General features: G+C 69.3%; 23 protein-coding genes. 15 read left to right on the plus strand and 8 right to left on the minus strand.

Annotation, left to right across the window (positions count from 1 at the left end; translation table 11 throughout):
• Positions 1-96: 96 nt before the first annotated feature.
• Positions 97-1,485, plus strand: coding sequence for a phosphotransferase (locus tag QE397_RS21030; protein ID WP_307097125.1), 1,389 nt, complete (start codon positions 97-99; stop codon positions 1,483-1,485).
• Positions 1,482-2,249: a putative protein N(5)-glutamine methyltransferase gene (locus tag QE397_RS21035; protein WP_222632243.1), complete on the plus strand. Its 768-nt coding sequence runs from the start codon at positions 1,482-1,484 to the stop codon at positions 2,247-2,249. Before QE397_RS21030 ends, QE397_RS21035 begins: the two co-directional genes overlap by 4 nt.
• Here QE397_RS21035 and QE397_RS21040 read toward each other — a convergent pair.
• On the minus strand, positions 2,240-3,169 hold the full coding sequence (locus tag QE397_RS21040) for a pirin family protein (RefSeq protein WP_307097128.1): 930 nt from the start codon (positions 3,167-3,169) through the stop codon (positions 2,240-2,242). The genes QE397_RS21035 and QE397_RS21040 overlap by 10 nt on opposite strands.
• Before the next feature lie 45 nt (positions 3,170-3,214).
• The gene (locus tag QE397_RS21045) at positions 3,215-3,925 is read right to left on the minus strand and encodes a dienelactone hydrolase family protein (protein WP_307097130.1); all 711 of its coding nucleotides are present in this window, start codon (positions 3,923-3,925) and stop codon (positions 3,215-3,217) included.
• A gap of 89 nt (positions 3,926-4,014) precedes the next feature.
• Between QE397_RS21045 and QE397_RS21050 the strand changes: the two genes are divergently transcribed.
• Positions 4,015-4,341, plus strand: a complete 327-nt coding sequence (locus tag QE397_RS21050) for a hypothetical protein (protein WP_307097131.1) — start codon at positions 4,015-4,017, stop codon at positions 4,339-4,341.
• On the opposite strand, the gene QE397_RS21055 is transcribed toward QE397_RS21050, so the two are convergent.
• Together QE397_RS21055 and QE397_RS21060 are read right to left on the minus strand one after the other, a co-directional pair.
• Positions 4,324-5,145: a UbiA family prenyltransferase gene (locus QE397_RS21055; RefSeq protein ID WP_307097132.1), complete on the minus strand. Its 822-nt coding sequence runs from the start codon at positions 5,143-5,145 to the stop codon at positions 4,324-4,326. The genes QE397_RS21050 and QE397_RS21055 overlap by 18 nt on opposite strands.
• Positions 5,146-5,160: 15 nt before the next feature.
• Positions 5,161-6,558, minus strand: a complete 1,398-nt coding sequence (locus tag QE397_RS21060) for an NAD(P)/FAD-dependent oxidoreductase (RefSeq protein WP_027506135.1) — start codon at positions 6,556-6,558, stop codon at positions 5,161-5,163.
• Positions 6,559-6,699: 141 nt separating this feature from the next.
• Between QE397_RS21060 and QE397_RS21065 the strand changes: the two genes are divergently transcribed.
• Positions 6,700-7,479, plus strand: a complete 780-nt coding sequence (locus QE397_RS21065) for a 1-acyl-sn-glycerol-3-phosphate acyltransferase (protein ID WP_027506136.1) — start codon at positions 6,700-6,702, stop codon at positions 7,477-7,479.
• A 120-nt stretch (positions 7,480-7,599) separates the two neighbouring features.
• Positions 7,600-9,318 (plus strand): metallophosphoesterase, encoded by a 1,719-nt coding sequence (locus QE397_RS21070; protein ID WP_307097133.1) that lies wholly within the window; start codon positions 7,600-7,602, stop codon positions 9,316-9,318.
• Between the two features lie 25 nt (positions 9,319-9,343).
• On the opposite strand, the gene QE397_RS21075 is transcribed toward QE397_RS21070, so the two are convergent.
• A complete protein-coding gene (locus tag QE397_RS21075) occupies positions 9,344-9,748 on the minus strand; it encodes a VOC family protein (RefSeq protein ID WP_307097135.1) in 405 nt (134 codons plus the stop codon).
• A gap of 104 nt (positions 9,749-9,852) precedes the next feature.
• On the opposite strand from QE397_RS21075, the gene QE397_RS21080 reads away from it, so the two are divergent.
• From QE397_RS21080 to QE397_RS21090, 3 genes are read left to right on the plus strand one after another with little or no spacing between them, the layout of a single operon-like run.
• The gene (locus QE397_RS21080; protein WP_027506139.1) at positions 9,853-10,611 is read left to right on the plus strand and encodes an SDR family oxidoreductase; all 759 of its coding nucleotides are present in this window, start codon (positions 9,853-9,855) and stop codon (positions 10,609-10,611) included.
• Position 10,612: 1 nt separating this feature from the next.
• Complete coding sequence (locus tag QE397_RS21085; RefSeq protein WP_056441151.1) at positions 10,613-11,104, plus strand: metallophosphoesterase; 492 nt, start codon at positions 10,613-10,615, stop codon at positions 11,102-11,104.
• Complete coding sequence (locus tag QE397_RS21090) at positions 11,101-11,469, plus strand: RNA-binding S4 domain-containing protein (protein ID WP_307097138.1); 369 nt, start codon at positions 11,101-11,103, stop codon at positions 11,467-11,469. Before QE397_RS21085 ends, QE397_RS21090 begins: the two co-directional genes overlap by 4 nt.
• Positions 11,470-11,493: 24 nt before the next feature.
• On the opposite strand, the gene QE397_RS21095 is transcribed toward QE397_RS21090, so the two are convergent.
• On the minus strand, positions 11,494-12,651 hold the full coding sequence (locus QE397_RS21095) for an acyl-CoA dehydrogenase (protein WP_056441154.1): 1,158 nt from the start codon (positions 12,649-12,651) through the stop codon (positions 11,494-11,496).
• Positions 12,652-12,816: 165 nt separating this feature from the next.
• On the opposite strand from QE397_RS21095, the gene QE397_RS21100 reads away from it, so the two are divergent.
• Entirely contained in the window at positions 12,817-14,874 is a 2,058-nt protein-coding gene (locus tag QE397_RS21100) for an acyltransferase family protein (protein ID WP_307097139.1), read from the plus strand.
• On the opposite strand, the gene QE397_RS21105 is transcribed toward QE397_RS21100, so the two are convergent.
• Positions 14,858-15,550, minus strand: coding sequence for a TetR family transcriptional regulator (locus QE397_RS21105; protein ID WP_307097142.1), 693 nt, complete (start codon positions 15,548-15,550; stop codon positions 14,858-14,860). The genes QE397_RS21100 and QE397_RS21105 overlap by 17 nt on opposite strands.
• Positions 15,551-15,622: 72 nt before the next feature.
• Here QE397_RS21105 and QE397_RS21110 point away from each other — a divergent pair, with 72 nt between their 5' ends.
• A complete protein-coding gene (locus QE397_RS21110) occupies positions 15,623-17,017 on the plus strand; it encodes a xylulokinase (protein WP_307097144.1) in 1,395 nt (464 codons plus the stop codon).
• 1 nt (position 17,018) lies between these two features.
• Here QE397_RS21110 and QE397_RS21115 read toward each other — a convergent pair whose 3' ends face one another.
• Positions 17,019-18,590 carry an ABC transporter substrate-binding protein gene (locus QE397_RS21115; RefSeq protein WP_307097146.1) on the minus strand — a complete coding sequence of 524 codons (1,572 nt, stop codon included), beginning with the start codon at positions 18,588-18,590 and terminating at the stop codon, positions 17,019-17,021.
• Between the two features lie 416 nt (positions 18,591-19,006).
• On the opposite strand from QE397_RS21115, the gene QE397_RS21120 reads away from it, so the two are divergent.
• The 5 genes from QE397_RS21120 (at position 19,007) to QE397_RS21140 (ending at position 24,769) form a co-directional block, all read left to right on the plus strand.
• The gene (locus QE397_RS21120; RefSeq protein ID WP_307097148.1) at positions 19,007-20,230 is read left to right on the plus strand and encodes a mandelate racemase/muconate lactonizing enzyme family protein; all 1,224 of its coding nucleotides are present in this window, start codon (positions 19,007-19,009) and stop codon (positions 20,228-20,230) included.
• A gap of 96 nt (positions 20,231-20,326) precedes the next feature.
• Positions 20,327-21,445 (plus strand): sugar ABC transporter substrate-binding protein, encoded by a 1,119-nt coding sequence (locus tag QE397_RS21125; protein WP_222632227.1) that lies wholly within the window; start codon positions 20,327-20,329, stop codon positions 21,443-21,445.
• A gap of 5 nt (positions 21,446-21,450) precedes the next feature.
• Positions 21,451-22,239, plus strand: coding sequence for an ATP-binding cassette domain-containing protein (locus tag QE397_RS21130; RefSeq protein ID WP_037186144.1), 789 nt, complete (start codon positions 21,451-21,453; stop codon positions 22,237-22,239).
• On the plus strand, positions 22,236-23,648 hold the full coding sequence (locus QE397_RS21135) for a sugar ABC transporter permease (protein ID WP_307097152.1): 1,413 nt from the start codon (positions 22,236-22,238) through the stop codon (positions 23,646-23,648). Before QE397_RS21130 ends, QE397_RS21135 begins: the two co-directional genes overlap by 4 nt.
• The gene (locus tag QE397_RS21140; RefSeq protein ID WP_307097154.1) at positions 23,645-24,769 is read left to right on the plus strand and encodes an ROK family transcriptional regulator; all 1,125 of its coding nucleotides are present in this window, start codon (positions 23,645-23,647) and stop codon (positions 24,767-24,769) included. Before QE397_RS21135 ends, QE397_RS21140 begins: the two co-directional genes overlap by 4 nt.
• Positions 24,770-24,776: the final 7 nt, after the last annotated feature.

Raw genomic sequence — 24,776 nt, forward strand, 5'->3', positions numbered from 1 at the left:
TGACAGGCCGGACGAGATGCGCGGGGTCGACGGGGCATTACGCTGGTCCGCGCAGGGTCACGTTGTCGACGAGAGAATTCGGGGTAACCGAGGCTCATGTCCACGGAACAGCACAGCATCGACGAGCCCCTCGCGCCGCCACCCCTCGACGAGGGCGCCCTCCTCGGCGCACTCGCCGCCTGGCTGCCGGAACAGCGGTGGTTCTCCGCCAAGGGTCACACCGTCACCGGAGTGCATCTGCTCACGCGGGAGACGCTGGCCACCACGTCCGAGCTCGTGGTCGAGCACGTACTCGTGCGGGTGGACCTCGAGGGCACCGAGCCCCAGATCTTCCAGGTGCCCCTCGGTGTCCGAGCCTCGGTGGACGAGGACCTCGACCCGTGGGTCGTCACTCGGGACGGCGGCGCGGTGGTGTTCGACGCCCTGCGTGATCCCGATGCCATCTCGGTCTACTCCGACCTCCTGGCCACCGGCGGGACCGGCGAGGTGCGCTTCCTGGCGATGCCGGGCAGCGACCTGCAGACCGGCCTGCGCGGAAAGGTGCTGGGCGCCGAACAGTCGAACACGTCGGTCATCCTGGGCGACCACCATCTGCTGAAGATCTTCCGGCGCGTCACGATCGGCATCAATCCCGACGTGGAGCTGCACCGGGCGTTGGGCCAGGCGGGGTGCGAGAACGTCGCGCCGCTGCGCGGATGGATGGAAGCGGACATCGACCACACCGAGACGACCCTCGCCATGGCGCAGGACTTCGTGGCGGGATCCACCGAGGGGTGGACCACCGCGCAGGCCAGCGTGCGGGACGTCCTGGCCAGCGGTGACGTGACGACGTCCGACTTCACGAGCGAGGCCCGCGAGCTGGGCCGCGCCGTCGCCTCCGTGCACGCCGATCTCGCGTCGGTGCTGGGCACGTCCCTGGCGCCGGCGGCCGGTACGGCGGCCGACATCTCCGCTCGCGTGGAGACGGCACTGCCGGTGATCGCCGACCTGAAGCAGTACCTCCCGCGCATCCGGGCCCTGATCGACCAGGCAGCGGGCACGGGCGGCATCGACACCCAGCGCATCCACGGTGACCTGCATCTGGGGCAGGTGCTCCGCACGTCGGAGCGGTGGGTCCTCATCGACTTCGAGGGCGAACCGTCGAAGACGTTCGAGGAGCGGCGCACTCCGGACAGCACGCTGCGCGACGTGGCAGGGATGATCCGCTCTTTCGACTACGCCGCCATGAGCCACGTCGTCGAGATCGAGGATTCGCAGGAACGGGCGCGACTCGAGCCCGTGGCGCGGGAGTGGGTGGAGCGCAACGTGTCCGCATTCTGCGACGGCTACACCGAGGTGGCGGGACACGACCCGCGCATCTCGTGGGCGCTGCTGCGAGCGTACGAGATGGACAAGGCCGTGTACGAGGCCGTCTACGAGGCGCGCAACCGCCCGACCTGGCTCTCGATCCCCCTGCACGCCATCGAGCGGCTCGTCGCGGAGTGACCTCGCGGACGGTCGCCGTGCTGAGGGCGGCCGGATGCGTGTTCGCCGAGGACGAGGCAGCTCTGCTGATCGGCGAGGCTCCGGACGAGAGCACGCTGGCCGACTGGATCGCGCGCCGTGTCGCCGGGGAGCCGCTCGAGTACATCGTGGGGTGGGCGCAGTTCCACGGGGGCCGCGTGCTCGTCGAGCCCGGCGTCTTCGTGCCGCGCCGACGGACCGAGGCCATGGTGGACGCGGCGCTCGGCCGACTCGGCGGCGGCGTGCTGCTCGATCTGTGCTGCGGCTCGGGTGCCGTGGCCGCCGCGGTGGTGCGCTCGGCGCCGGGGTCCACGGTGTACGCCTCCGACATCGACCCGGTGGCGGTGGCGTGCGCTCGTCGAAACCTGCCGGGCTGCACGGTCTTCGAGAGCGACACCTTCGCCGCGATACCGACGCACCTGCGCCACGGGATCGCCGTCGTCACCGCCAACACGCCGTACGTTCCCTCGTCGGCCATCGAGACCATGCCGCCCGAGGCGCGGGATCACGAACCCCGCGTCACCCTCGACGGTGGACCGGACGGACTGGACGTCCAGCGCCGCGTGGCCGCACAGGCACGCGACTGGCTGGCACCCGGCGGATCACTGATCGTGGAGGCGTCCGCGGCCCAGGCCGACACGGTGCGACAGATCTTCGCTGCCGCCGGTCTGGAGCCGACGGTGGTACACGACGAGGACCGGGACGCCACCATGGTGATCGGGCGAGGGACGCTCGATCAGGGCTGACCGAACCGCCCGGACTGGAAGTCCTCGAACGCCTGGAGCACCTCGGCCTTGGTGTTCATGACGAACGGCCCGGCCATCGCGACGGGCTCGCGGATCGGCTCGCCTCCGAGAACGAACATCTCCATCGACTCGGTGCCCTCGGCGGCGGCGAAGGTCAGGGTGTCGCCCGAGCCGTAGACCGTGGTCTGACCTGTGCGTACGGGCCGCCGCTCGGTGCCGACGGTGCCGGATCCGCCCAGCACGTAGGCGATGGCGTTGTAGCGCGCGTTCCAGGGCAGGGTCACCGAGGCACCCGGGGCGACGGTGACATGAGACAGCGTGATCGGCGTGTAGGTCGATCCCGGTCCCTCGTGGCCGTCCATCTCGCCGGCGATGACGCGCACCAGCGCGCCGCCGTCCGGGCTCGAGAGGAGAGCGACCTCGCGGCCGGTGATGTCCTGGTACCGCGGCGCCGCCATCTTGTTGTTGCGCGGGAGGTTGACCCACAGCTGCACGCCGTGGAACAGCCCGCCCGAGACGACGAGGTGCTCCGGCGGGGCCTCGATGTGCAGGATGCCGCTGCCCGCGGTCATCCACTGGGTGTCGCCGCCGGTGATGGAACCGCCACCGCCGTGCGAGTCCTGGTGGTCCATGATCCCGTCGATCATGTAGGTGACCGTCTCGAAGCCGCGGTGCGGGTGCCACGGTGTGCCCTTGGGCTCGCCCGGCGCGTAGTTCACCTCGCCCATCTGGTCCATGTGGATGAAGGGGTCGAGGTACTTCATGTCGACGCCCGCGAAGGCACGTCGGACCGGGAACCCCTCGCCCTCGTAGCCGGTGGGGGCGGTGGTGACGGCGCGGACCGGCCGGTCCGCCGAGCCTGGCTGCGGCGTGGAGATGCGGGGGAGCGCGAGAACGTTGTCGACGGTCACTGCGGGCATGTCGGCCTCCTGGGATAAAGTTGACGAATCAACTACTTGCCCGGCTCAACCGCGAGGGGCCCGTCCTTGTTCCCCGGCCGGATCCACGTGCAGATCGAACCAGTCGAGGGTGCGCGACCACGCGTCGTACGCCGCCCGTTCGTTGTAGACGGCGGGTCGATCGTTGCAGTGGAACCCGTGCTCGGCGTCGGGATAGCGGGCGATGCGAGTGTCCACCTGCGCGTCGGTGACGGCGGCGTTCAGCGCATCGACGTCGTCGACCGGGATCCCGGTGTCGAGGTCGCCGAAGAACCCGTGCCACGGCGTTCGCAGTGCCGTGGCACCGTCGAGCAGCGGCGGGTAGCCGAAGCGACCCTCGCGGATGCCGCCGCCGTAGAACGTGGCCGCGGCACCGAGTGGGCGCCGCACCGCCGTCTCGAAGGCGACGGTGCCGCCCATGCAGAACCCGACGATCGCGCACCCGCTCGGTCCGTAGCCGTACCCGGCCAACTCGTCGAACGCGGCATCGACGTCCTGGTCGATCTCCTCGGCCTTCAGTGCGCCGATGAGGTCCATCGCGGTGCTCATGTCGTCGTACGACACCACCGGATCACCGGCCCGGTGGAAGAGATGCGGGGCCACGGCGATCCATCCTGCCGAGGCGAAGCGGCCGCAGACCTCCGCGATGTGGTCGGTCACGCCGAACGCCTCCTGGACGATGACGACACCGCCTCGTATCGGACCTTCCGGGACGCGTGTGGTGAAAGTGATGGCCATCCCACCATCAGATCACGAGAATCTCGGTGTTCCATGTGTGAACTGTGTGAAACGGGGAAACCGCGCCGAGGAACCAGCAGGAGGCTGCCATGACATCGACCCTGAACAACCCCGGAGCAGCGACGCCGCAGGAGCCGACCGGGCCGCCGCCGACGTTCGAGGTCGGTGCGCGGGTACGTACCCGGCACTCGATCGACCGCGACTCGGATCCGACGACGTGGCCTCTCGAGACGGGATCGATCGTCGAGGACTTCGCCGACTTCGTGGACTCGTCGTCCGTGGGTCGGGACTGGGCCGTGGCGCACCGGTGGGCGGTGGCCCTGGACAACGGGTGCCTGGTGTTCCGCGACACCGACGACCTCGAGGCCGCCGGCGACCTGACCTCGACCGCGGAGACGTCAGCGCGGAAGCAGTAGCACCAGCACGGTCACGCCGGCGATGACGATGGCCGCGCGGAACGGTGTCCGTCCGCTGCTCGTCGACGCGATCCACGCGGCGACGACCACGACGGCCAGAGCGGCTCCTCCCGCTGCGGTCGACACCCCGGTGCGCCCGAGAGCCCCGCTCCCCACGACCCCCACGATCGATCCGGTGACGAGCACCCCCGCGGCGAGTGGAGCGACCACGCGAGCAGGGAGTCGGTGTGCCAGCCCGCGGACTCCCGTCGCCGTGTCGTCGGCGATGTCGGGCAGCACGTTGACCAGGTGGGCGCCGAAGCCGAGCAGCGCCCCTACCGTGATCATCCACCACGGCGGCATCGCGTCGGCCACGGTGAGCGAGACGACCACGGGCGCCGATCCGAACGCGACGGTGTACGGCAGCCACGACACGACGGTGGATTTCAGACCGAGGTTGTAGGCGAGGGCCGACCCGACTCCCAGCACGAGGTGCACCGCACCCGGGACGACGCCGCACAGCATCGAGAACACCACGCAGACCACCGCCGCGACCGCGACGCTCACCCGCACGGTGGCGGGGTCGAGGCGGCCGACGGCGAGCGGTTTGTCCGTGCGGCCGACCGCGGTGTCCCGCGGGGCGTCGATCAGATCGTTGGTCCAACCGACGATCAGTTGCCCGCTCAGCACCGCCACGACCACGACGACGAGGAGCCCCGCCGAGGGTGGGCCGATGCTGACCGACAGCAGTGCGACGAACGTCGTGACCGCGGCGGCGGGGCCGGGGTGGGAGGCGACGAGGAGAGCGGAGAGTCGACTGCCCATGTACCGGAACAGTACTCAGCTGGCGCGAGCGTCCTCGCGTGCCGGGGCTCCCGCGTCCCGCTCCCGGCGGGCGTCCTCGAGCACGACGAGCCTGCCGAGTGCCGTGCGCGCGTGCATCTGCTGCTGCGTGACGGTCAGCTGGGTGCGCGCTCGGCCGAGGAACGTCCACGTCCAGTTGAAGACGGTGGTGAGTCGGCTCTTGAATCCGACGATGTAGACGAGGTGCACCGCGAGCCACATCAGCCATGCCAGGAAGCCGGTGATCTTGACGGGTCCCACCTGCGCCACGGCCGAGAATCGCGTCACGGTCGCCATGCTGCCCTTGTCCCGGTAGCGGAACGGGGTGCGCTCGGGGCGCGGTGTGTCGGTGGCAGCGGCGCGGACGTCGGCAGTGATGCACCGCGCGGCGTAGCGGCCGCCCTGGATCGCCACCTGGGCGACGCCGGGGAGCTTGTCGCGCGCCATCATGTCGCCGACCACGAAGACCTCGGGGTGGCCCGGCAGTGTCAGATCGGCCTCGACGAGCACGCGGCCCGCGCGGTCCACCTCGGCCCCGGACTTCGCCGCGAGCTGTGCCGCGAGCGGGCTCGCGGAGACACCGGCCGACCAGACCTTGCAGGAGGACTCGATGCGGCGCTCGGTGCCGTCGCTGTCGCGGACCGATAATCCGTCGGCGTCGACGTCGGTGACCGCGGCGCCCAGCTCGACCTCGACGCCGACCTTCTCGAGACGTCGTCGAGCATTCTCGCCCAGCGAATCGGCAAAGGGCGGCAACACCTTCGGGGCCGCGTCGAGCAGAATCACGCGGGCGTCGCGGCTGTCGATCGTGCGGAACGTTCCGGCGAGGGTGCGGCGCGAGAGCTCGGCGATCTGGCCCGCCATCTCGACACCCGTGGGGCCGGCGCCGACGACGACGAACGTGAGCAGCCGTGCGCGCTCGACGGGGTCGGTGGTGAGTTCGGCGGCGTCGAACGCGTTCATGATGCGCCCGCGCAGCTCGAGGGCGTCGTCGAGCGTCTTCATGCCGGGGGCGAACTCGGCGAAGTGATCGTTGCCGAAGTAGGACTGGCCGGCGCCCGCGGCGACGACGAGGCTGTCGTACGGAGTGACGGTGACGCGGCCACGGCTGACCGAGACGACGGTGCGCGCCTCGAGGTCCACCTCCGTGACGTCGCCGAGCACGACGGCGGCATTCGCCTGGTTCTTGAGGATGAGACGGGTGGAGGGCGCGATCTCGCCCTCGGAGAGGATCCCGGTGGCCACCTGGTAGAGCAACGGCTGGAAGAGGTGGTGCGCGGTGCGCGCCACGATCGTCACGTCGACGTCGCTGCGGCGCAGGGCCTTGGTCGCGAACAGGCCGCCGAATCCGGAGCCGACGACGACGACGCGGTGCGGGGCTGTGGTGGTGGTCACGGTGCCCGTTCCTCTCACTTCACGTGGCCGACCTGCGGGTCCGCCTCCGACGGGGTTTCCGTCTGTGACCCAGACCATACACGGCGCGCTCGATTTGTCAGAACAAATAGGTGGAACAGGGCGAACGCCTACGATTCGAGCATGGATCGCCCCGTGGTCGCCCTCGAGAACGCCGACGCCGTGTACGAGTACTACCGGGAGCATCAGCAGAATCGACGCGTCACACGGCTCGCCTACGGGGCTCTCGCCGGACGGTTCCGACCCCGCGTCCGGTACGGCGACGGTGCTCGCGAACGCCTCCGCGCCCTCATCTACGACGACACGCGGTTCATCCTGGCCGTGAACCACGTCAGCGAGACCGACCCGTACACGGTCGCCGCCGCCGCGTGGTCCAGCGCGCTGCGACCCGTCATCGGCCGCACCCGCGTCCTGGCCAAGGACGAGCTGTTCGTCGAGACCGAACCGAACCGCCCGCGGACCCGCCGCATCGCCGAGCGGACGTCGCAACGACGTCGCATCGAGATGATGGGCGGCATCCCGGTGTTCCGCAGCCGCGACCACGGTCTGCGCGCCGTGTCTCGGGCCGGCAATCTCATGATGGACGTGTGTGCCGAAAGGCTTTCTCGTGGTGACGATCTCGCGATCTTCCCGGAGGGCACGTGCAACGACGGTGATCCGACGGTGCTCCAGCACGTCGGGAGCGGGATCGGGCACATCGTCGCGCGCGCACGGACTCGCGGCGTCGAACCGAGGCTCGTGGTGATGGGGCTGCACTACGGACCGCCGCCCGGCAGGTACCGCTCGGCGAGCGTGCACATCGACGTGCCGGACATCGTGCTCCCCGACAAGCCGGTCTCCATCGCGCGCACCGTCGCCGAGTACCTTCAGGTGGCCGTGGAGTTGTCGGTCCGCCAGTACTGACTGGTGGTTTTGTCCGGTCGGACCGAAATGTCATGTGTCGCATCGTTGTTCACATTCGGTTCGGCTCCTGCTCGCCTGCCGTGCGCCTGACGTCGAGGTGACGGGAGCAGCGTCGTCTCCATGGTGGAGAACGCACTGAATCCGGCCGGGGAGATCGTCGACACAGGAGTCCCCGCCCACATCGCGGCGAACGCTTCCATCGCCGAGCAGCACGACTGGCACCTGAGCAATCTCCGTCGCCATCGGGTGTCCCGTCGCAACTTCCTCGTGGGTGCTGCCGCCGTCGCCGCGGCGGCCGGGGTGGGAAACCCCGGTTGGAATCGCGTCGCCTACGCGCAGGACGCGCCGCTGACCGTCGGAGGACGGCATCTCTCCTTCGGCTCCGACGCCGCGACGCAGCTCCGGTTCTCGGCGCAGCTCTCCCGCAATCCCGGACTCACCGGGGTGTTTCTCGACCACGGTCCGACCCCGGCACTGGGCGCCACGACGTCGGCCGAGGTGCGCAACCTGGTGAGCCAGGTACCGCGGTCCGACGGCGGCATCCTGGCGGCCGAGCAGTTCTACGTGCACGTTCCGGTGGACGGGCTCACTCCGCGTCTTCCGCACTACTACCGGTGGCGCACCGCCGACGGCTACGTCAGCGATGTCCGCAGTGCCGCACCGGCTCTGCCGCCGGGCCGGCTCGCGCCGTTCCGGTTCACGATGATGGGAGATCAAGGCGTCGACGAGACGCCGACCCAGCCTCCCGGCCTGAAGCCCGGTGACTACGACGATCTGTACTACAAGCCCGACAACGAGCCGTCGGTCAAGCACGCGGCCAACATCGTGCGCCAGATCGCCGACTCGCGGCCCGACTTCCACATCCTCGCGGGCGACATCGCGTACGCGGACCCGTCGGGACAGGGCCGCACTCCTCGCTTCGTACCCAGTGGCGGCACCGTCGACAAGGCCTTCGACAAGTTCAACCCGTACGTCTGGGACGGCTACCTCGCGGCGATCGAGCAGAGCGCGGCGTCGACGCCCTGGCTCTTCGCGACCGGGAATCACGACATGGAGGCGCTGTACGGGCCGAACGGATACGGCGGCCACGCAGCACGATTGGACCAGCCGGACAACGGCCCCGCCGGGTGCCCGTCGGTCTACTCGTTCGTCCACGGCAACGTCGCCGTGCTCTCGCTCGACGCCAACGACGTCTCGAACGAGATCCGCGCGAACACGGGCTACAGCGGCGGACGTCAGACGGGATGGGTGGAGTCGACCCTGGCGCGCTACCGGGCCGATCCGGCCGTCGACTTCATCGTCTGCTTCTTCCACCACTGCGCGTACTCGACGACGAAGGACCACGCGAGCGACGGCGGCGTCCGCAGTGCGTGGGCGGGGCTCTTCGACCGGTACCACGTCGATGTGGTGCTGCAGGCGCACAACCACGTGTTCGAGCGGTCCGATCCGATCCGCGGCGGCTCGCCGACCCGCGTCGCCGGTGACCGGTCGGAGGTCACCTCGGTCTCGGACGGCACCGTCTACTACACGGTGGGCGGCGGTGGGCGCCCGCGTTACGGGTTCCAGGACGGCGAACCCGAGAGCTACCGCGGCAACGAGGTGGCCGACACGTCGGTGCCGAACAGCTACGTCGTCGCCGCGGACGGTTCGAAGGTGCCCGAGCCGCTCACCTGGTCACGGGTGCGATTCCGCAACTACTCGTTCGTCCGCGCGGACGTGACGCCCGGGATCCCCGGCATCACACCGAGTCGGATGCGCATCTCCGCGGTCGACGAGTACGGGCGGGAGTTCGACGAGGTCACCTTCCGTCGCGAGCTGCCGCTCGCGTTCGGCAGCTAGCTGCCGGCCATGTGACCGTCGGCAGCTAGCTGCCGGCGATGTTCACCATCCAGCCGATCCCGAACCGGTCGGTGAGCATCCCGAAGGTGTCGCCCCACGGGGCCGTCTCGAGCGGGACGCCGAGGGTGCCGCCCTCGGCGAGCGCGTCCCAGTAGCCGCGCAGTTCTGGCTCGTCGTCGCCGCTCAGGGACACCGTGCCGTTGGTGCTCACCTCCATCGACGACGGAGTGTCGGCGCCCATCAGCGTGAAGCCGCTCAGGGTGTCGAGCTGACCGTGCATGACGTTGCCCGACTCGGACTCCTCGACAGGCATGCCCGAGTCACCGAACGTCGACAGCGTGAGTTCTCCGCCGAACACGGTGCGATAGAACTCCATCGCCTCCCGCGCCGTGTCCCGGAACGACAGGTACGGATTCAGTCGGGTCGTCATGGTGAGCCTCTTTCTCGAGCAGGGGTGGTCCGCCGACTCCTGTGACTTGATAGAAAGAGTGGGAGCCGCGGGGTTTCGGGGCCGAGATGAGAAAGAGGGTAGTCGTGAGCGAGCAGGTCAGGACAGCAATCGTCACGGGAAGTGCGCGAGGAATCGGTGCCGCCGTCGCCCGACGTCTCGCCGCGGACGGCTTCGGTGTCGCCGTCGTCGATCTCGACGAGGCGGCGTGTGCCGGCACGGTCGACGCGATCACCGCAGCCGGTGGTCAGGCCATCGCCGTCGGCGCGAACGTCGCGGACGAGCAGTCGGTCGTCTCTGCGGTCGAGCGCATCGCCACCGACTTCGGGGCGCCCACGGTGCTGGTGAACAACGCCGGCATCCTGCGCGACAATCTTCTCTTCAAGATGTCGGTCGACGACTGGGACGCCGTGCTCGGCGTGCATCTGCGCGGATCGTTCCTCATGTCCCGCGAGGTGCAGAAGCATCAGGTCGAGGCCAAGTGGGGACGCATCGTCAACCTGTCGTCCACCTCGGCGCTGGGCAACCGCGGTCAGGCCAACTACGCGGCCGCCAAGGCCGGCATGCAGGGCTTCACCAAGACCCTCGCCATCGAGCTGGGCCGCTACAACGTCACCGTCAACGCGATCGCACCCGGCTTCATCGAGACGGAGATGACGGCGGCGACGGCCGAGCGCGTCGGCGTGCCGTTCGAGGACTTCAAGAAGGGTGCCGCGTCGCAGATCCCGGTCAACCGCATCGGTCAGCCCGAGGACATCGCCCACACGGCATCCTTCTTCTGCAGTGAGGGTGCAGGATTCGTGTCCGGCCAGGTCGTGTACGTCGCGGGCGGGCCGAAAGACTGACGTGAAGTTGCTGCTGCTCGCCGACACCCACGTCCCCACCCGCGCGCGGGATCTGCCCGCCGCGGTGTGGGACGCGGTGGACGCGGCCGACCTGGTGGTACACGCGGGTGACTGGATGGCGCCGTCGTTGCTGGACGCGCTCGAGGAGCGGTCGACCGATCTGCTCGCCTGCTGGGGCAACAACGACGGTGACGATCTCCGTGCGCGGTTGCCGGAGGTCGCACGGCGGACGGTCGAGGGCGTACGCATGGTGGTGACGCACGAGACCGGGGCGAAGGGGGGACGGGAGAAGCGGATGGACGCGCAGTTCCCGGACACCGACCTGCTCGTGTTCGGGCACAGCCACATTCCGTGGGACACGCTGTCCGACAACGGGATGCGCCTGCTCAACCCGGGTTCGCCGACCGACCGTCGGCGGCAACCGCACTGCACCTACATGACGCTGACCCTGAGCGGCGGTGCCGTCTCGGACGTCGTGGTGCACGAGCTGTGACGCGCATCGACGCCTGGACGTGGTCGGTGCGGCTGTTCAAGACGCGCTCCGCCGCCGCGTCGGCGTGCCGCGGCGGACACGTGAAGATCAACGGCAGCGCCGCCAAGCCGGCGCAGCACGTGGTGCCCGGTGACGAGGTACGCATCCGCGCAGGGGGATTCGAGAAGATCGTCGAGGTCACTCAGCTCGTGAACAAGCGAGTGGGAGCCCCGGCCGCGGTGGCGTGCTACATCGACCGGAGCCCGCCCCCACCGCCACGGGAACTGTTCGCCGCAGTGCCCGTTCGCGATCGCGGAGCCGGGAGGCCGACGAAGCGGGACCGGCGCGAGATCGACCGGTTGCGGGCGGGACCGCCGAGCGAGTGACGCACGGCGGTCCCGCCACCGGCGTCAGCGCAGCAGTGCTCGCGACATGACGACGCGCTGGATCTGGTTGGTGCCCTCGTAGATCTGCGTGATCTTGGCGTCACGCATCATGCGCTCGACCGGGAAGTCGCGCGTGTAGCCGGCGCCACCGAAGAGCTGCACCGCGTCGGTGGTCACCTTCATGGCGACGTCCGAGGCGAAGCACTTGGAGGCGGCGGAGATGAAGCCGAGGTTCTTCTCGCCGCGCTCGGCGCGAGCGGCTGCCGAGTACACCATGAGGCGGGCCGCCTCGATCTCCATCGCCATGTCGGCGAGCATGAACTCGACGCCCTGGAACGTGCTGATGGCCTTGCCGAACTGCTTGCGGTCCTTGGTGTACGCGATGGCCGCGTCGAGAGCGCCCTGCGCGATGCCGACGGCCTGCGCGCCGATGGTGGGACGGGTGTGGTCGAGCGTCGCGAGTGCCGTCTTGAAGCCGGTGCCGGGCTCACCGATGATGCGGTCCCCGGGGATGCGGCAGTTCTCGAAGTACAGCTCGCGGGTGGGGCTGCCCTTGATGCCGAGCTTGCGCTCCTTCTCGCCGACCGAGAAGCCCTCGTCGTCCTTGTGCACCATGAACGCCGAGATGCCGTTGGCCTTCTTCTCGGGATCGGTGACGGCCATGACGGTGTACCAGGTCGACTTGCCGGCGTTGGTGATCCACGCCTTCGAGCCGTTCAGGATCCAGTCGTCGCCGTCCGCCTTGGCGCGGGTCTTCATACCGGCGGCGTCGGAGCCCGCCTCACGCTCGGACAGTCCGTAGGAGGCCATCTCGCCCTCGGCGATGGAGGGCAGCACCTTCTGCTTGAGCTCCTCGTTGCCGCTGAGGATGAGGCCCATCGTGCCGAGCTTGTTCACGGCGGGGATCAGGGAGGAGGAACCGCACACACGGGCGACCTCCTCGATCACCATGCAGGCCGCGACGGAGTCGGCGCCCTGGCCGCCGTACTCCTCGGGAATGTGCACCGCGTTGAAGCCGGAGGCGTTGAGGGCCTTCAGTGCCTCCTCGGGGAAGCGCTCCTGCTCGTCGACCTCGGTGGCGTACGGCGCGATCTCCTTCTCGGAGAGTGCGCGGATGGCCTCGCGGAGCTCGTTGTGCTCGTCGGCGAGCTGGAAGAGGTCGAAGCTGGGGTTGCCGGCCATGGGACGTCCGTTCGTCGTGGTGAGAGGGTCGTGGCACTCGGTGTCACGGAATGAGGCCAGCGTACCGGACCGACCGGCCGGTGACCATGGCTGCGTGGCACTTGGTGTCACTGGTCACGTGTGGGTGCTCCGGACCCGTACCGTCCGTCCCTTATTCTGGTGGTCGTGCACCACCAGGCGACGACCCGTGCGCCGGGTGCCCGGGCAGTCGGCGCGTGCAGGCCGGGCCACCGCGTCGATCTGGACGGTCTCCGCGGGCTGGCGATCGCCCTCGTGGTCGTCTTCCACATCTGGTTCGGCAGGGTCTCGGGCGGTGTCGACGTCTTCCTCGTCCTGTCCGGCTTCTTCTTCACGTCGATGGTGCTGCGCCGCGTCGAGCGAGCCGACGGTCCGATCCTGCGGCCCCTCGTCGTCCGCACCGCCCGACGCCTGTACCCCGCGGCGGTGGTGGTGTTCGGCGCGGTGGCGCTCTGGACCGTGTGGGACCGACCCTTCACGATGTGGGACGTGACGACGCGGCAGCTCCTCGCGTCGCTGGCGTACGTCCAGAACTGGGAGCTCGCGCGGACCGCGTCCGACTACGCGGCGGCCGATCTGTCGGTCAGTCCGCTCCAGCACCTGTGGTCGATGTCAGTGCAGGTGCAGTTCTACGTCGGTGTCACGGCCGTGGTGTTCCTCGTCGCCGCGGCGTGCCGTCGGTGTGGTCGTCGGGACCTGACCACACCGGTGCTGGTGTCGGTGCTCGCGGTCGCCGCCGCGGTGTCGTTCGCCTATGCGGCCGACATCGGCCGCACCCACCAGGGGTGGGCCTACTACGACACCGGGGCGCGGACGTGGGAACTCGCGGTCGGCGCGATCGCCGGGCTGGTGATCGGTCGAGTGGTGCTGCCGGCCGCGCTACGTGCCGCGACCGCCGTCGTCGGACTCGCCGCACTGGTGGGCTGTGGGTTCCTCGTCGACGGTGCGGCGCAGTTCCCCGGTCCTGCCGCGCTGGTGCCGGTCGGGGCCGCGATGCTGCTGGTGCTTGCCGGTGCGGGTGCTTCCGAGTCACGAGCACCGGCCGTGACCCGCGCACTCGAGTCCCGCCCACTGCAGTTCCTCGGCTCCATCGCCTACCCGCTGTACCTGTGGCACTGGCCGATCCTCATCGCGGTGCTCGGTACCGGGCACTCGGTGACCGTGGTGACGGGATCCGCCGTGGTGATCGTCTCGATCGCCCTGGCCGTCGCCACGCGCTCGTGGGTGGAGGAGCCGGTCCACCGGCTGGGCGCGGGCCGCGGCGTCCTCACCGCCCTGGTGACCGTCGGAGCGATCGGCCTGGCCGCGGCGAGCGCGACCTGGCAGGGCTACCTCGATCGGGCGACGGCCCAACCGACCGCCGACGTGAGCTCCGACGATCGCTACCCGGGGGCGCTCGCACTTGTCGACGGTGTGCCCGTGCCGGACGCTCCGATGCGACCCACCGTGCTCGATGCAGATCTGGACCTGCCGCAGTCGACGCTGGACGGCTGCATCGCGGACATGACGCAGCGCGAGGTGATCTCGTGCGTGTACGGCGACCCCGACGCGACGCGCACCCTTGCCCTGGCCGGCGGATCGCACGCCGAGCACTGGCTCCCCGCCCTCGACCGGATCGGCCGGGATCGCGGGTTCGCCGTGGTGACCTACCTCAAGATGGGGTGCCCGCTCGACATCGGCGAGCCGCTCCTGGTGGATCTGCCCTACCCGGACTGCCGGGACTGGTCCTCGGACGTGCTCGACATCCTCGCGTCGGACCGCCCCGACTGGGTGTTCACCACCTCGACGAGGCCGAGCCCCACGGAGTTCGGCGACGTCACACCCGACGCGTACCTCGACGTCTGGGCACGCTTCTCCGCGCTAGCTCTTCCCGTCGTGGCCGTGCGGGACACTCCGTGGCTCAGCCGGGAGGGCGTCCCGTATCGCGCCGCGGACTGCCTTGCCGACGGCGGCGACAGCGAGTCGTGCGGACTGCCGCGCAGCGAGGTCCTGTCCGAGATCGATCCGGCCCGCGCCGCGTCGCTGCCGTTCCCCTCGGTGGTTCCCGTCGACTTCTCCGATGCGGTCTGCGGTCCCGACGTGTGTCGCGTCGTCGAAGGAAACGTGCTGGTCTACCACGATTCCCACCACCTGTCGGCGACGTACGTCCGGTCGCTCGTGCCGGTGGTCGACAGCACGCTCGGCGAGGTCACGGGGTGGTGGTGAGACCGTCCCCGAAGTGCTGTGCGAGCAGGGTCGTGACGTCGGCGACCGACGTCCCCGGCGGCAACACGAGTGCGGTGGGCCGGTCTCTCGCGGTGTCGGTGACGAACCGCCGCTTCACCGCCCCGAGGGCGCGCCGGACGTCCTCGACCTCCACTCGGGCCCCGTCGCGAAGCCACGTGCGCAGCAGGTAATTGTGCGTCGCCGTGACCGCGGCGGCGAACTGCACCAGGGCGAGCGGCTCCTGCGTCGGGGCGCCGCGGCGCAGGGTGTCGACGAAGACGCGCTCGTACCGCAGCACCATCACCAGTTCGCGCTCGCGCAGGGCGGGCACCGTCTGCAGGACGCGGTAGCGGCGACGGGTGGTGTCCGGCGTGCCGGAGAACCGGGCGAACACGCGTGCGGCGGCCTCGCACACGGCGTCGTACGGATCGAGGTCGGTCGTTTCCAGGAAGTCCTGCACATGGGTGAGGGTGGCGTCGTGGTCGAGGAAGACCACGTCCTCCTTGGACCGGAACTGCCGGAAGAACGTGCGGCGCGACAGCCCCGCGCTCTCTGCGATCTGGTCGACCGTGGTGGCCTCGTACCCCTTGCTCTCGAAGAGCTCCAGCGCCGCACCCATGACCTCGAGGCGAAACCGGGCGTCCTCGGTTTCTCGCGGTTCGTCGTGGGCGGCCATGGCTTCACGGTAGCGTGAACTGCTCGGACCGGTGAGCTGCCGGAACGCACGTGACGGTGAAGGGGCGAGGTCGTGGCGTTGGTGATGGGTGTCGATTCGTCCACCCAGTCGTGCAAAATCGTTGTTCGGGACGCGGATTCCGGTGAGCTGGTCCGCCACGGTCGGGCCGGCCATCCCGACGGCACCGAGATCGACCCGGCCCGGTGGCACGAGGCTCTCGAGACCGCTCTCGCGGACGCCGGTGGAATGGACGGCGTCGACGCGGTCTCCGTCGGAGCGCAGCAGCACGGCATGGTGTGTCTCGACGAGGCGGGCGAGACCGTCCGACCGGCGTTGCTATGGAACGACACTCGCTCCGCCGAGTCGGCGCGCGACCTGGTGACCGAGCTGGGTGGAGGCCAGGAGTGGGCCGACGCCGTGGGCGTGGTGCCGGTCGCGTCCATCACCGCGGCAAAGCTGCGGTGGCTCGCGGATCACGAGCCGGAGAACGCCGATCGCACTGCGGCAGTCTGTCTTCCGCACGACTGGCTGTCCTGGCGCCTCGGCGGTGCTCGCGGACTCGACGCCCTGGCCACGGATCGGGGTGACGCCAGCGGCACGGGATACTTCTCGGCGGCCACGAACGAGTACCGCGTCGATCTGCTCGGTCTCGCGCTTCGCGGGCGCACCCCGCACGTGCCCACCGTGGCGGCGCCCTCGACACGGATCGGCACGACTTCCGGAGGCGCGGCCATCGGGCCCGGAACCGGTGACAATGCCGCTGCGGCACTGGCTCTGGGTGCCGGCGAGGGTGACCTGGTGGTCTCCATCGGCACGTCCGGCGTCGTCTCGGCCGTGTCCGCCGTGGCTCCTCGCGACCCGTCGGGACTGGTGGCCGGCTTCGCCGACGCCACCGGTCGTCAACTGCCTCTCGTCTGCACACTGAACGCCGCGCGCGTGCTCGATGCGACCGCGCGCCTGCTCGGCGTCGACCACGACGAGCTGTCGCGGCTCGCGCTGTCCACGGAGAGCCAGGGCCTGGTCATGGTGCCGTACCTCGAGGGGGAGCGCACACCGAACAGGCCCGGCGCGACCGGCGCGATTCATGGCCTGCGCCTGGGTAATTCGACCCCGGCGCACCTCGCGCGCGCCGCGATCGAGGGTCTGCTGTGCAGTCTCGCCGACGGGATCGACCACCTGGTGGCGCAGGGTGCGATTGTGTCGCGAGTGCTGCTCGTCGGCGGGGGCGCGAAGTCCGAGGCGGTGCGCGTCCTCGCGCCGGGAGTCTTCGGCATGCCCGTCGACGTCCCGCCGCCCGGTGAGTACGTGGCCGACGGGGCCGCGCGCCAGGCGGCCTGGGTGCTGTCCGGCGGGGCCGAACCGCCCACCTGGGCCGCGGCGGACATTCCCCGGTACGAGGCGGACCCGACCCCGGCGGTGCGCGAACGCTACGCCGAGGTGCGGGACCTGACGGAGGGTGCCGGGTAGGTCAGCGCCCCGTGGCGTTCGACTCGTCGTCGGCGTGGGTCATGGCAGCGAGGTGCATCTCGTCGACGGTGGCCGAGTCGGGTGTGTAGTCGACTCTGTCCGACTTCGCCAGCACGCCCTCCATGTGCGCGATGTAGGCCATCTGCATGATCTTCGTCGGCTCCTCCTCGAAGAGGCGGGCGTACGCATCCTGCCGGGCGTTACCCGTGAGCTGGCCGGCCGCGGCGATCTCCGCGTCGAATTCCGGTGTTCCGTAGGCACTCTGGAATCCGTCACTCGTGAAGTACTGGTCGACGGTGAAGGCCGAGTCACCCGCCTGATTGCCGTGCTGGATGACCAGGAGGTACGGGCCGGCGTCGGCGGGGAAGGGGCGCTCCTGGTACTGCGACGTACCGGCCGAGTCCATCATCTCGATCGAGATGTTCATGCCCAGTTCGGACAGTGCGTTCTGGACGACCTCGAGGGTCTCGTTGACCTTCGGGAACTGACCGGTACGGCCGATCAGTCGGATCTTCGCATCGACCGGCACGCCGTCCGCTCGTGCCTCGTCGAGCAGTGCTCGCGCCTTCTCCGTGTCGTACGGCCACGCCTCGAGATCGTCGTCGTACCCGACGACTCCCGGCGAGACCAACTGGGCCGCCGGGCGTCCCAGATCGCGAAAGAGGGCGTGCACGATGCCGTTCCGGTTGATGGAATAGTTGATCGCCTGCCGCACCCGGATGTCGTCCAGGGGTGGCTCCCCGACCTGGATCCGAACCGCGGTGGTCTCGTTGTTCGGGTAGGCCACACCCAGGTCCCCGGCACCGTCCTCCGGTCCGATACCGGTCGCGATGTCGGCCTCGTCTCCCGAGACCATCGACGCGCGGATGCTGCCTTCGCTGCGCCACTGGTAGACGGCACGGGCGAACTCCGGCCGAGGCCCCCAGTACCGATCGTTGCGCACCAGGGTCAGCCGCTGGCCGTAGTCCCAGGTGTCGAGAGCGAACGGTCCGGTGCCGACCGGTTCCCGCTCGCGTTCCGTGATGCTGGCGGTGCGTGGGACCATCTCCACGAACGAGATCCGCAGCGGGAGGATGGGATCCGGGTTCGGCGCTGCCACCGTCAGGGTCAGCGGATCGACGACGGCCACGGTCAGATCGGCGTCGCCGAACACGTATCCCTCGACGTTGCATCCGATGTCGGAGTTCACGGTGCGTTCGATGGAGTGCGCGGCGTCCGCGGCCTCGAACGGTCGACCGTCGCTGAAGGTGACTCCGGGGTGCAGACGGAACGTCCACTGGCGGTCGGAGTTCTGTTCCCAGGAGTCGGCAAGCTTGGGTTCGAGATCACCGGTGGTGGGGTTCCGCTCCATGAGAGGTTCGGTGATGTTCGACCGCGTGACGACGCCGATCGAGGTCTGCGAGACGTCGCACGCCTCGAGCGTCGGGGGTTCCTGACTCAGGACGATGCGCATGGTGTCCGGATCGGTGACCGAGCTGCGGTCCGTGTTGGCCACGGAGCACGCCGAGGCGGTGAGCGCGAGGACGAGCACGCCGGCGAGCGTCCCGGATCGGTGTCGCGGTGCAGGGCTCATGTCGACCTCCGGGTATGACGTCCGAGTGGACGAGGGATTCGAGTGACACCGGACAGGTGGGCTGTGGTGATCGGATCCTGTGACGGTGGACACAACGTAGGAGCGGTTGTCGAGGTCGTCAACGGCGTCGAGCCGTCGTCGAGACCGTCCGCGTCACCATCGAGGTGACGACGCCGACGCCGCTCGAGTCACCCACCTGCGGCGATACGTGGTCAGAGATCGACCGGTCCGGATCGTGAACCGACACATGCGATTTCCGCATCGTTCGATGCCGATGTGGTGCGGCCGGAGCGCCACTCGTCGGGACATGCAGTGATGCTCGGTCGGCATCGACCGATGCGACATCAGTGTTGGACGCGCATCAGTGCGGCTTCTAGCGTGTGAGCTGGACCACGTACCCGATGGAGGAGCCGACTGTGACCGACACGCGAGAGACCCCCGAGCGCAGCACCACCCGGCCGACCAGCGGGCTCACCGCGCCCGACGCGGCCGTTCGTGCGCTCGCGCCCGGGGCCGCCACGATCGATCGCATCGCGGACGTCACCCTGCGCTCCGTCGTTCTCCCTCTGGCCACACCGATCAGCGACGCGAAAGTGCTGACCGGACGGCAGAAGCCGATGACGGAGGTGGTGTTCCTCTTCGTCGAGATACGCACCGAGCAGGGGCACGAGGGCATCGGGTTCAGCTACTCCAAACGTGCCGGCGGCCCTGCGCAGTTCGCCCACGCGCGAGAGATCGCGCCTGTGCTGATCGGTCAGGATCCCAGTGACATCGGTAAGATCTGGAGCTCTCTCGTCTGGGCCGGTGCCTCCGTCGGTCGCAGCGGCGTCGCCACCCAGGCGATCGCGGCCGTCGACATCGCACTGTGGGACCTGAAGGCGAAGCGCGCCGGGCTCCCGCTCGCGAAACTCATCGGCTCCACCCGTGATGCCGTGCAGACGTACAACACGTCCGGCGGCTTCCTGCACACCCCGATCGAGGAGGTGCTGGAGAACGCGACCGCGTCTCTCGCGGCCGGCATCGGCGGTATCAAACTGAAGGTGGGACAGCCGGACTGGCGCCAGGACATCGCTCGGGTGACCGCAGTGCGCGAGCACCTGGGTGACGACGTGCCCCTGATGGTCGACGCGAACCAGCAGTGGGACCGACCGACGGCGACCCGGATGTGCCGCATTCTCGAACAGTTCGATCTGGTGTGGATCGAGGAACCACTCGACGCCTACGACGCCGAGGGCCACGCCATGCTCGCGCGGACCTTCGACACGTCCATCGCGACCGGTGAGATGCTGGCCAGTGTCGGCGAGCACGTGCGCCTGATCGAGGCCGGGTCCGTCGACATCATCCAGCCCGACGCGCCGCGCATCGGTGGGATCACGCAGTTCCTGAAGCTCGCAGGACTCGCCGAGCATCACGGCCTGCAGATGGCGCCGCACTTCGCGATGGAGATCCACCTGCATCTCGCGGCTGCCTATCCTCTGCAGACCTGGGTGGAGCACTTCGACTGGTTGGATCCGCTGTTCGAGGAGCACCTGGAGACGCGGGACGGGCGGATGCACCTGTCCGAACGTCCTGGCCTCGGCTTCACCCTGAGCGAGCAGGCGCACGCGTGGACCGTGGCGGAGGTGCTCGTCGATCGCTGAAGGGTGACCGGCGTCACCTTGTCGGACAGCCTATTGCCCAGATCACACCTGAAGGAATATGTTGTGCTCCGCAACATACAACCGAAGGGACGATCGATGCAGAACACAAGGCTCGCCCTCACCGCGGCGGGTATCGGTCTGGTCATGGCACTCACCGCGTGTGGCAGCAACTCCAGCAGCGACAGCGGCAGCGGAGACTCCGGCGGATCCGGCAACGGCGGCACCAAGGTCGGCGTCATCCTGCCCGACACCAAGTCGTCCGCACGCTACGAGTCGCAGGACCGACCGCTCCTGCAGAAGGCGCTGAGCGACGCGGGTCTCGATCCGATCATCCAGAACGCGGAGGGCGACACCACCAAGTTCTCGTCCATCGCCGACTCGATGATCAGCCAGGGTGCGAAGGTCATCCTGATGAGCAATCTCTCGTCCGAGTCCGGTGCCGCCGTGCAGAAGAAGGCCACCGAAGCGGGCGTCGCCACCATCGACTACGACCGACTCACCCTCGGCGGCTCGGCCGACTACTACGTCTCCTTCGACAGCACCACCGTCGGCAACCTGCAGGGTCAGGGCCTGGTGGACTGCGTGGGCGCGAAGCCCGGCGCGCAGATCATCCAGATCAACGGCTCGCCGACCGACAACAACGCCACGCTGTTCAAGGCCGGCGCGCTCGAGGTGCTGCAGCCGAAGTACGACTCCGGCGACCTGCGCCTCGCGGGCGACCAGGCCATCCCCGAGTGGGACAACCAGGTCGGCGGCACCACCTTCGAGCAGCTGCTCACCGCCAACGGCGGCAAGGTCGACGGCGTTCTCGCCGCCAACGACGGACTCGCGGGCGCCGTCATCACGGTCCTGCAGAAGAACGGCCTGAACGGCACCGTGCCGGTCACCGGTCAGGACGCCACCGAGGACGGACTGAAGGCCGTGCTCCGCGGCGACCAGTGCATGACCGTCTACAAGGACGTCGCGAAGGAGGCGGCCGCTGCCGCCGAGCTCGCCATCGACCTCGCCAAGGGTGACACCGCCGCTGCCGACGCCAAGGCGACGGCGACGTCGGAGGACCCCGAGGGCAACCGTCAGGTGAAGTCGGTCCTGCTGGACCCGGTCACCATCACGCGCGACAACGTCAAGGTCGCCGTCGACGGCGGCGCCGTCTCGGCGGACGCGTTGTGCAGTGGCGACGTGGCTCAGGCCTGCGCGGACGCGGGAATCTCCTGACCACCATGACCGCCGCGGGAGAGCCCGTCCTGCAGTTGCAGGGCATCAACAAGAGTTTCGGTCCGGTGCACGTCCTGCACGACGTCGATCTGACGATCAGGGCAGGAGAGGTCACTGCACTGGTCGGTGACAACGGCGCGGGCAAGTCCACGCTGATCAAGTGCATCGCAGGAATTCACGGCACCGACTCCGGCGAGGTCCGCTTCGGCGGCGAGCCGGTGTCGGTGTCGAATCCGAAAGAGGCTGCGGCGCTGGGTATCGAGGTCGTGTACCAGGACCTCGCCCTGTGCGACAACCTCGACATCGTGCAGAACATGTTCCTCGGCCGTGAGCGTACGGCCAAGGGTCTGCTCGACGAGGCATCGATGGAACAGGCGGCGCGCGACACCCTCGCGTCGCTGTCGGTGCGCACCGTCAAGTCGGTGCGCACCCCGGTCGCGTCGCTGTCCGGTGGACAGCGGCAGACCGTCGCCATCGCCAAGTCGGTGCTCTGGGAGTCGAAGGTGGTGCTGCTCGACGAGCCCACGGCCGCACTGGGAGTCGCGCAGACGCGACAGGTCCTCGACCTCGTTCGCCGCCTCGCGGACTCGGGTGTGGGAGTGCTGCTCATCAGCCACAACATGAACGACGTCGTCGAGGTGTCCGACTCCGTCGCCGCCCTGTTCCTGGGGCGGATGGCGGCGCAGGTGCGCACGGCGGACGTGTCCGTCGGACGCATCGTCGAGCTCATCACGACCGGCCGCAGCGGTGACCTCGGTCTTCCGTCGGCCGAGGCGAAGGCGGTGACGATATGACCGCCGCACCCGAACAGGACCGCGCCCGGTCCGACTTCTCGATGGACACCGATCGGCGATCGTTCGGCGACGCCGGACGCGACTACGTGGCACGACTGCGCGGCGGCGAGCTGGGGGCACTGCCCGCACTCGCCGGGCTGGTCGTCCTGCTCGTCGTGTTCTCGTCGCTGTCGGGGCAGTTCCTCACCCTCAACAACGTGGCCAATCTGCTCACCCAGGGAGCGGCCACCGCGTTGATCGGCATGGGGCTGGTGTTCGTGCTCCTCCTCGGTGAGATCGACCTCTCCGCCGGCACCGGCTCCGGTGTGGCGGCGGCGATTCTCGCCCTGCACTACACGGAGGGGGGAAACCTGCTCGGCGGCATGGGAACCGGTGTGTTCCTGACGTTCTGCGCCGTTCTGGTGGTGGCCGGAGTGCTCGCGGCGATCACGCGACTGTGGGCGGCCATCGTGCCGGCCGCGATCGCACTCGCCGTCGCGCTGCTCGGGGTGCCCGCGAATCCGTGGATCGAGATCGTGCTGGCGATCTGCGTCGGTGCCTCGATCGGCTGCCTCACCGGGTTCCTCGTCTCCCGCGTCGGCATCCCGTCGTTCGTGGTCACGCTGGCACTGTTCCTCGCCTGGGGCGGTGTGGTGCTGCAGCTGATCGGTGAGGGCGGCACCCTCGGAATCTCCGACAACACCGTGCTCTTCGCGGTGGCCAACCGGTCGCTCCCGGTGTGGGCGAGTTGGGTGCTGTTCGCGGTGGTCGTCGGCGGATTCGCGGCGATCAACCTCTCGCGCCAGCGCACTCGGCTGAAGCAGGGACTGACGGCTCCCCCGACGTCGCTGTTGCTGGTCAAGATCGCGGCACTGACGGTGTTCGCCGCCCTCGCCACGTGGGCGATGACGGTGAACCGCAGCCCCAACCCGGCGGTGCTCTCCATCGCCGGTGTGCCGTACGTCGTTCCGATCGTGCTCTTCGTGTTGGTGCTCGCCACGTTCGTCCTCGACCGGACGTCCTACGGTCGGCACGTCTACGCGGTGGGTGGCAACGCGGAGGCGTCGCGGCGAGCGGGTATCGACGTCCGGCGCATCCGCATGAGTGTCTTCGTGGTCAGCTCGACCATCGCGGCACTCGGCGCCATCGTGGCAGCGTCCAAGGTCGGATCCGTGGATCCGCAGGCGGGTGGCGGCAACACGCTGCTGTTCGCCGTCGGCGCCGCCGTCATCGGTGGAACGTCGCTCTTCGGTGGACGTGGTCGCGTGCGGGACGCGGTGATCGGTGCTGCCGTCATCGCGGTGATCGACAACGGACTGCGCCTGCAGGGGCAGTCCGCGGCGGTGGTCTCCATCGTCACCGGTCTCGTGCTGTTGCTCGCGGCCAGTGTCGACGCACTGTCGCGTCGACGAGCTCCGACTGGTCGGTGACAGGTCGACCGGCTCGTTCCGCCCTCGTCCGTAGTGTCCACCTCGGTGGGGCTCGGACGAGGGCGGAACTCGCGGAGGACCTCTCGCTGAACCGGAGCACCGTCAAGACTCTCGTCGACGACCTCGTCGCCGACGGCCTGGTCTCCGAACATCCGTCGTCCGGTGGCGGGGCCGGCCGGCCGTCGCTGGTGGTCGACCCCATCCCGTCCGCCGCCTGGGTACTCGCGGTCGACGCGGCCGTCGACTGGCTGTCCGTCTCCGCGATCGGCTGGGGCGCAGCGGTTCTGGCGGATCTCGACTACGAGGCGGGAGCGGGCCCGGACCCGGCGGACCTGGTGCGCCGCATCGCCGATGCCGCGACCGATCTCACCCATCGGGTGGGATCGGCCCCGCGTGCAGTGTGTGTCGCCGTACCCGGTCTCGTGCGGTCGGCCGACGGTCTCGTGCGCGTCGCACCCAACCTCGGCTGGACCGACGTTCCGCTCGGTCGTCTGATCGGTGAGGCGGTCGGGGTGCGGTGCATCGTCGCCAACGAGTCCGATCTGGGAGTGGTCGCGGAACACACCCGCGGATGCGCCCGCGGCGTGGACGACGTGGTCTACCTCTTCGCGGAGTTCGGTGTGGGTGCCGGAATACTCAGCGCCGGATCACTTCTCGGCGGTTCCGGTGGCTACGCCGGCGAGGTGGGACACATGCGGACCGCCGCCGGCGGGGGCCTCTGCAGCTGCGGAAGCAACGGGTGCTGGGAGCTGTCCGTCGGGCAGGACGCACTGCGCCGGGCACTCGCGATGTCGGAACCCGCGACGCCGTCCGCGATCGGGCGCGCACTGGCCGACGTCGCCGCCGCCGGGGGTGCCCTGCCGGAGAGCTACATCGAGGCACTGGAGACGGGCGTCTGCACCATCGTCACGATGGTGGACCCCCGCGTCGTCGTGTTCGGCGGCCTCTTCGCCGACGTTCTCCGGGTGCCCTCGGCGATGGCACGCATCACCGAGGGCGTGGGGGAGTGCCTGGTCGGACGCCAGCACGGGGTGGAACTGCACGTCTCGGGCCTGGGTCGGCGGATCTCGGTGATCGGTGCCGCCGAGCTGGCCTTCGCCGAGGTGCTGCAGCGGCTGTAGTGGGCCT

The sequence above is a fragment of the Rhodococcus sp. SORGH_AS_0301 genome (assembly GCF_030818285.1).
Classification (GTDB): domain Bacteria; phylum Actinomycetota; class Actinomycetes; order Mycobacteriales; family Mycobacteriaceae; genus Rhodococcoides.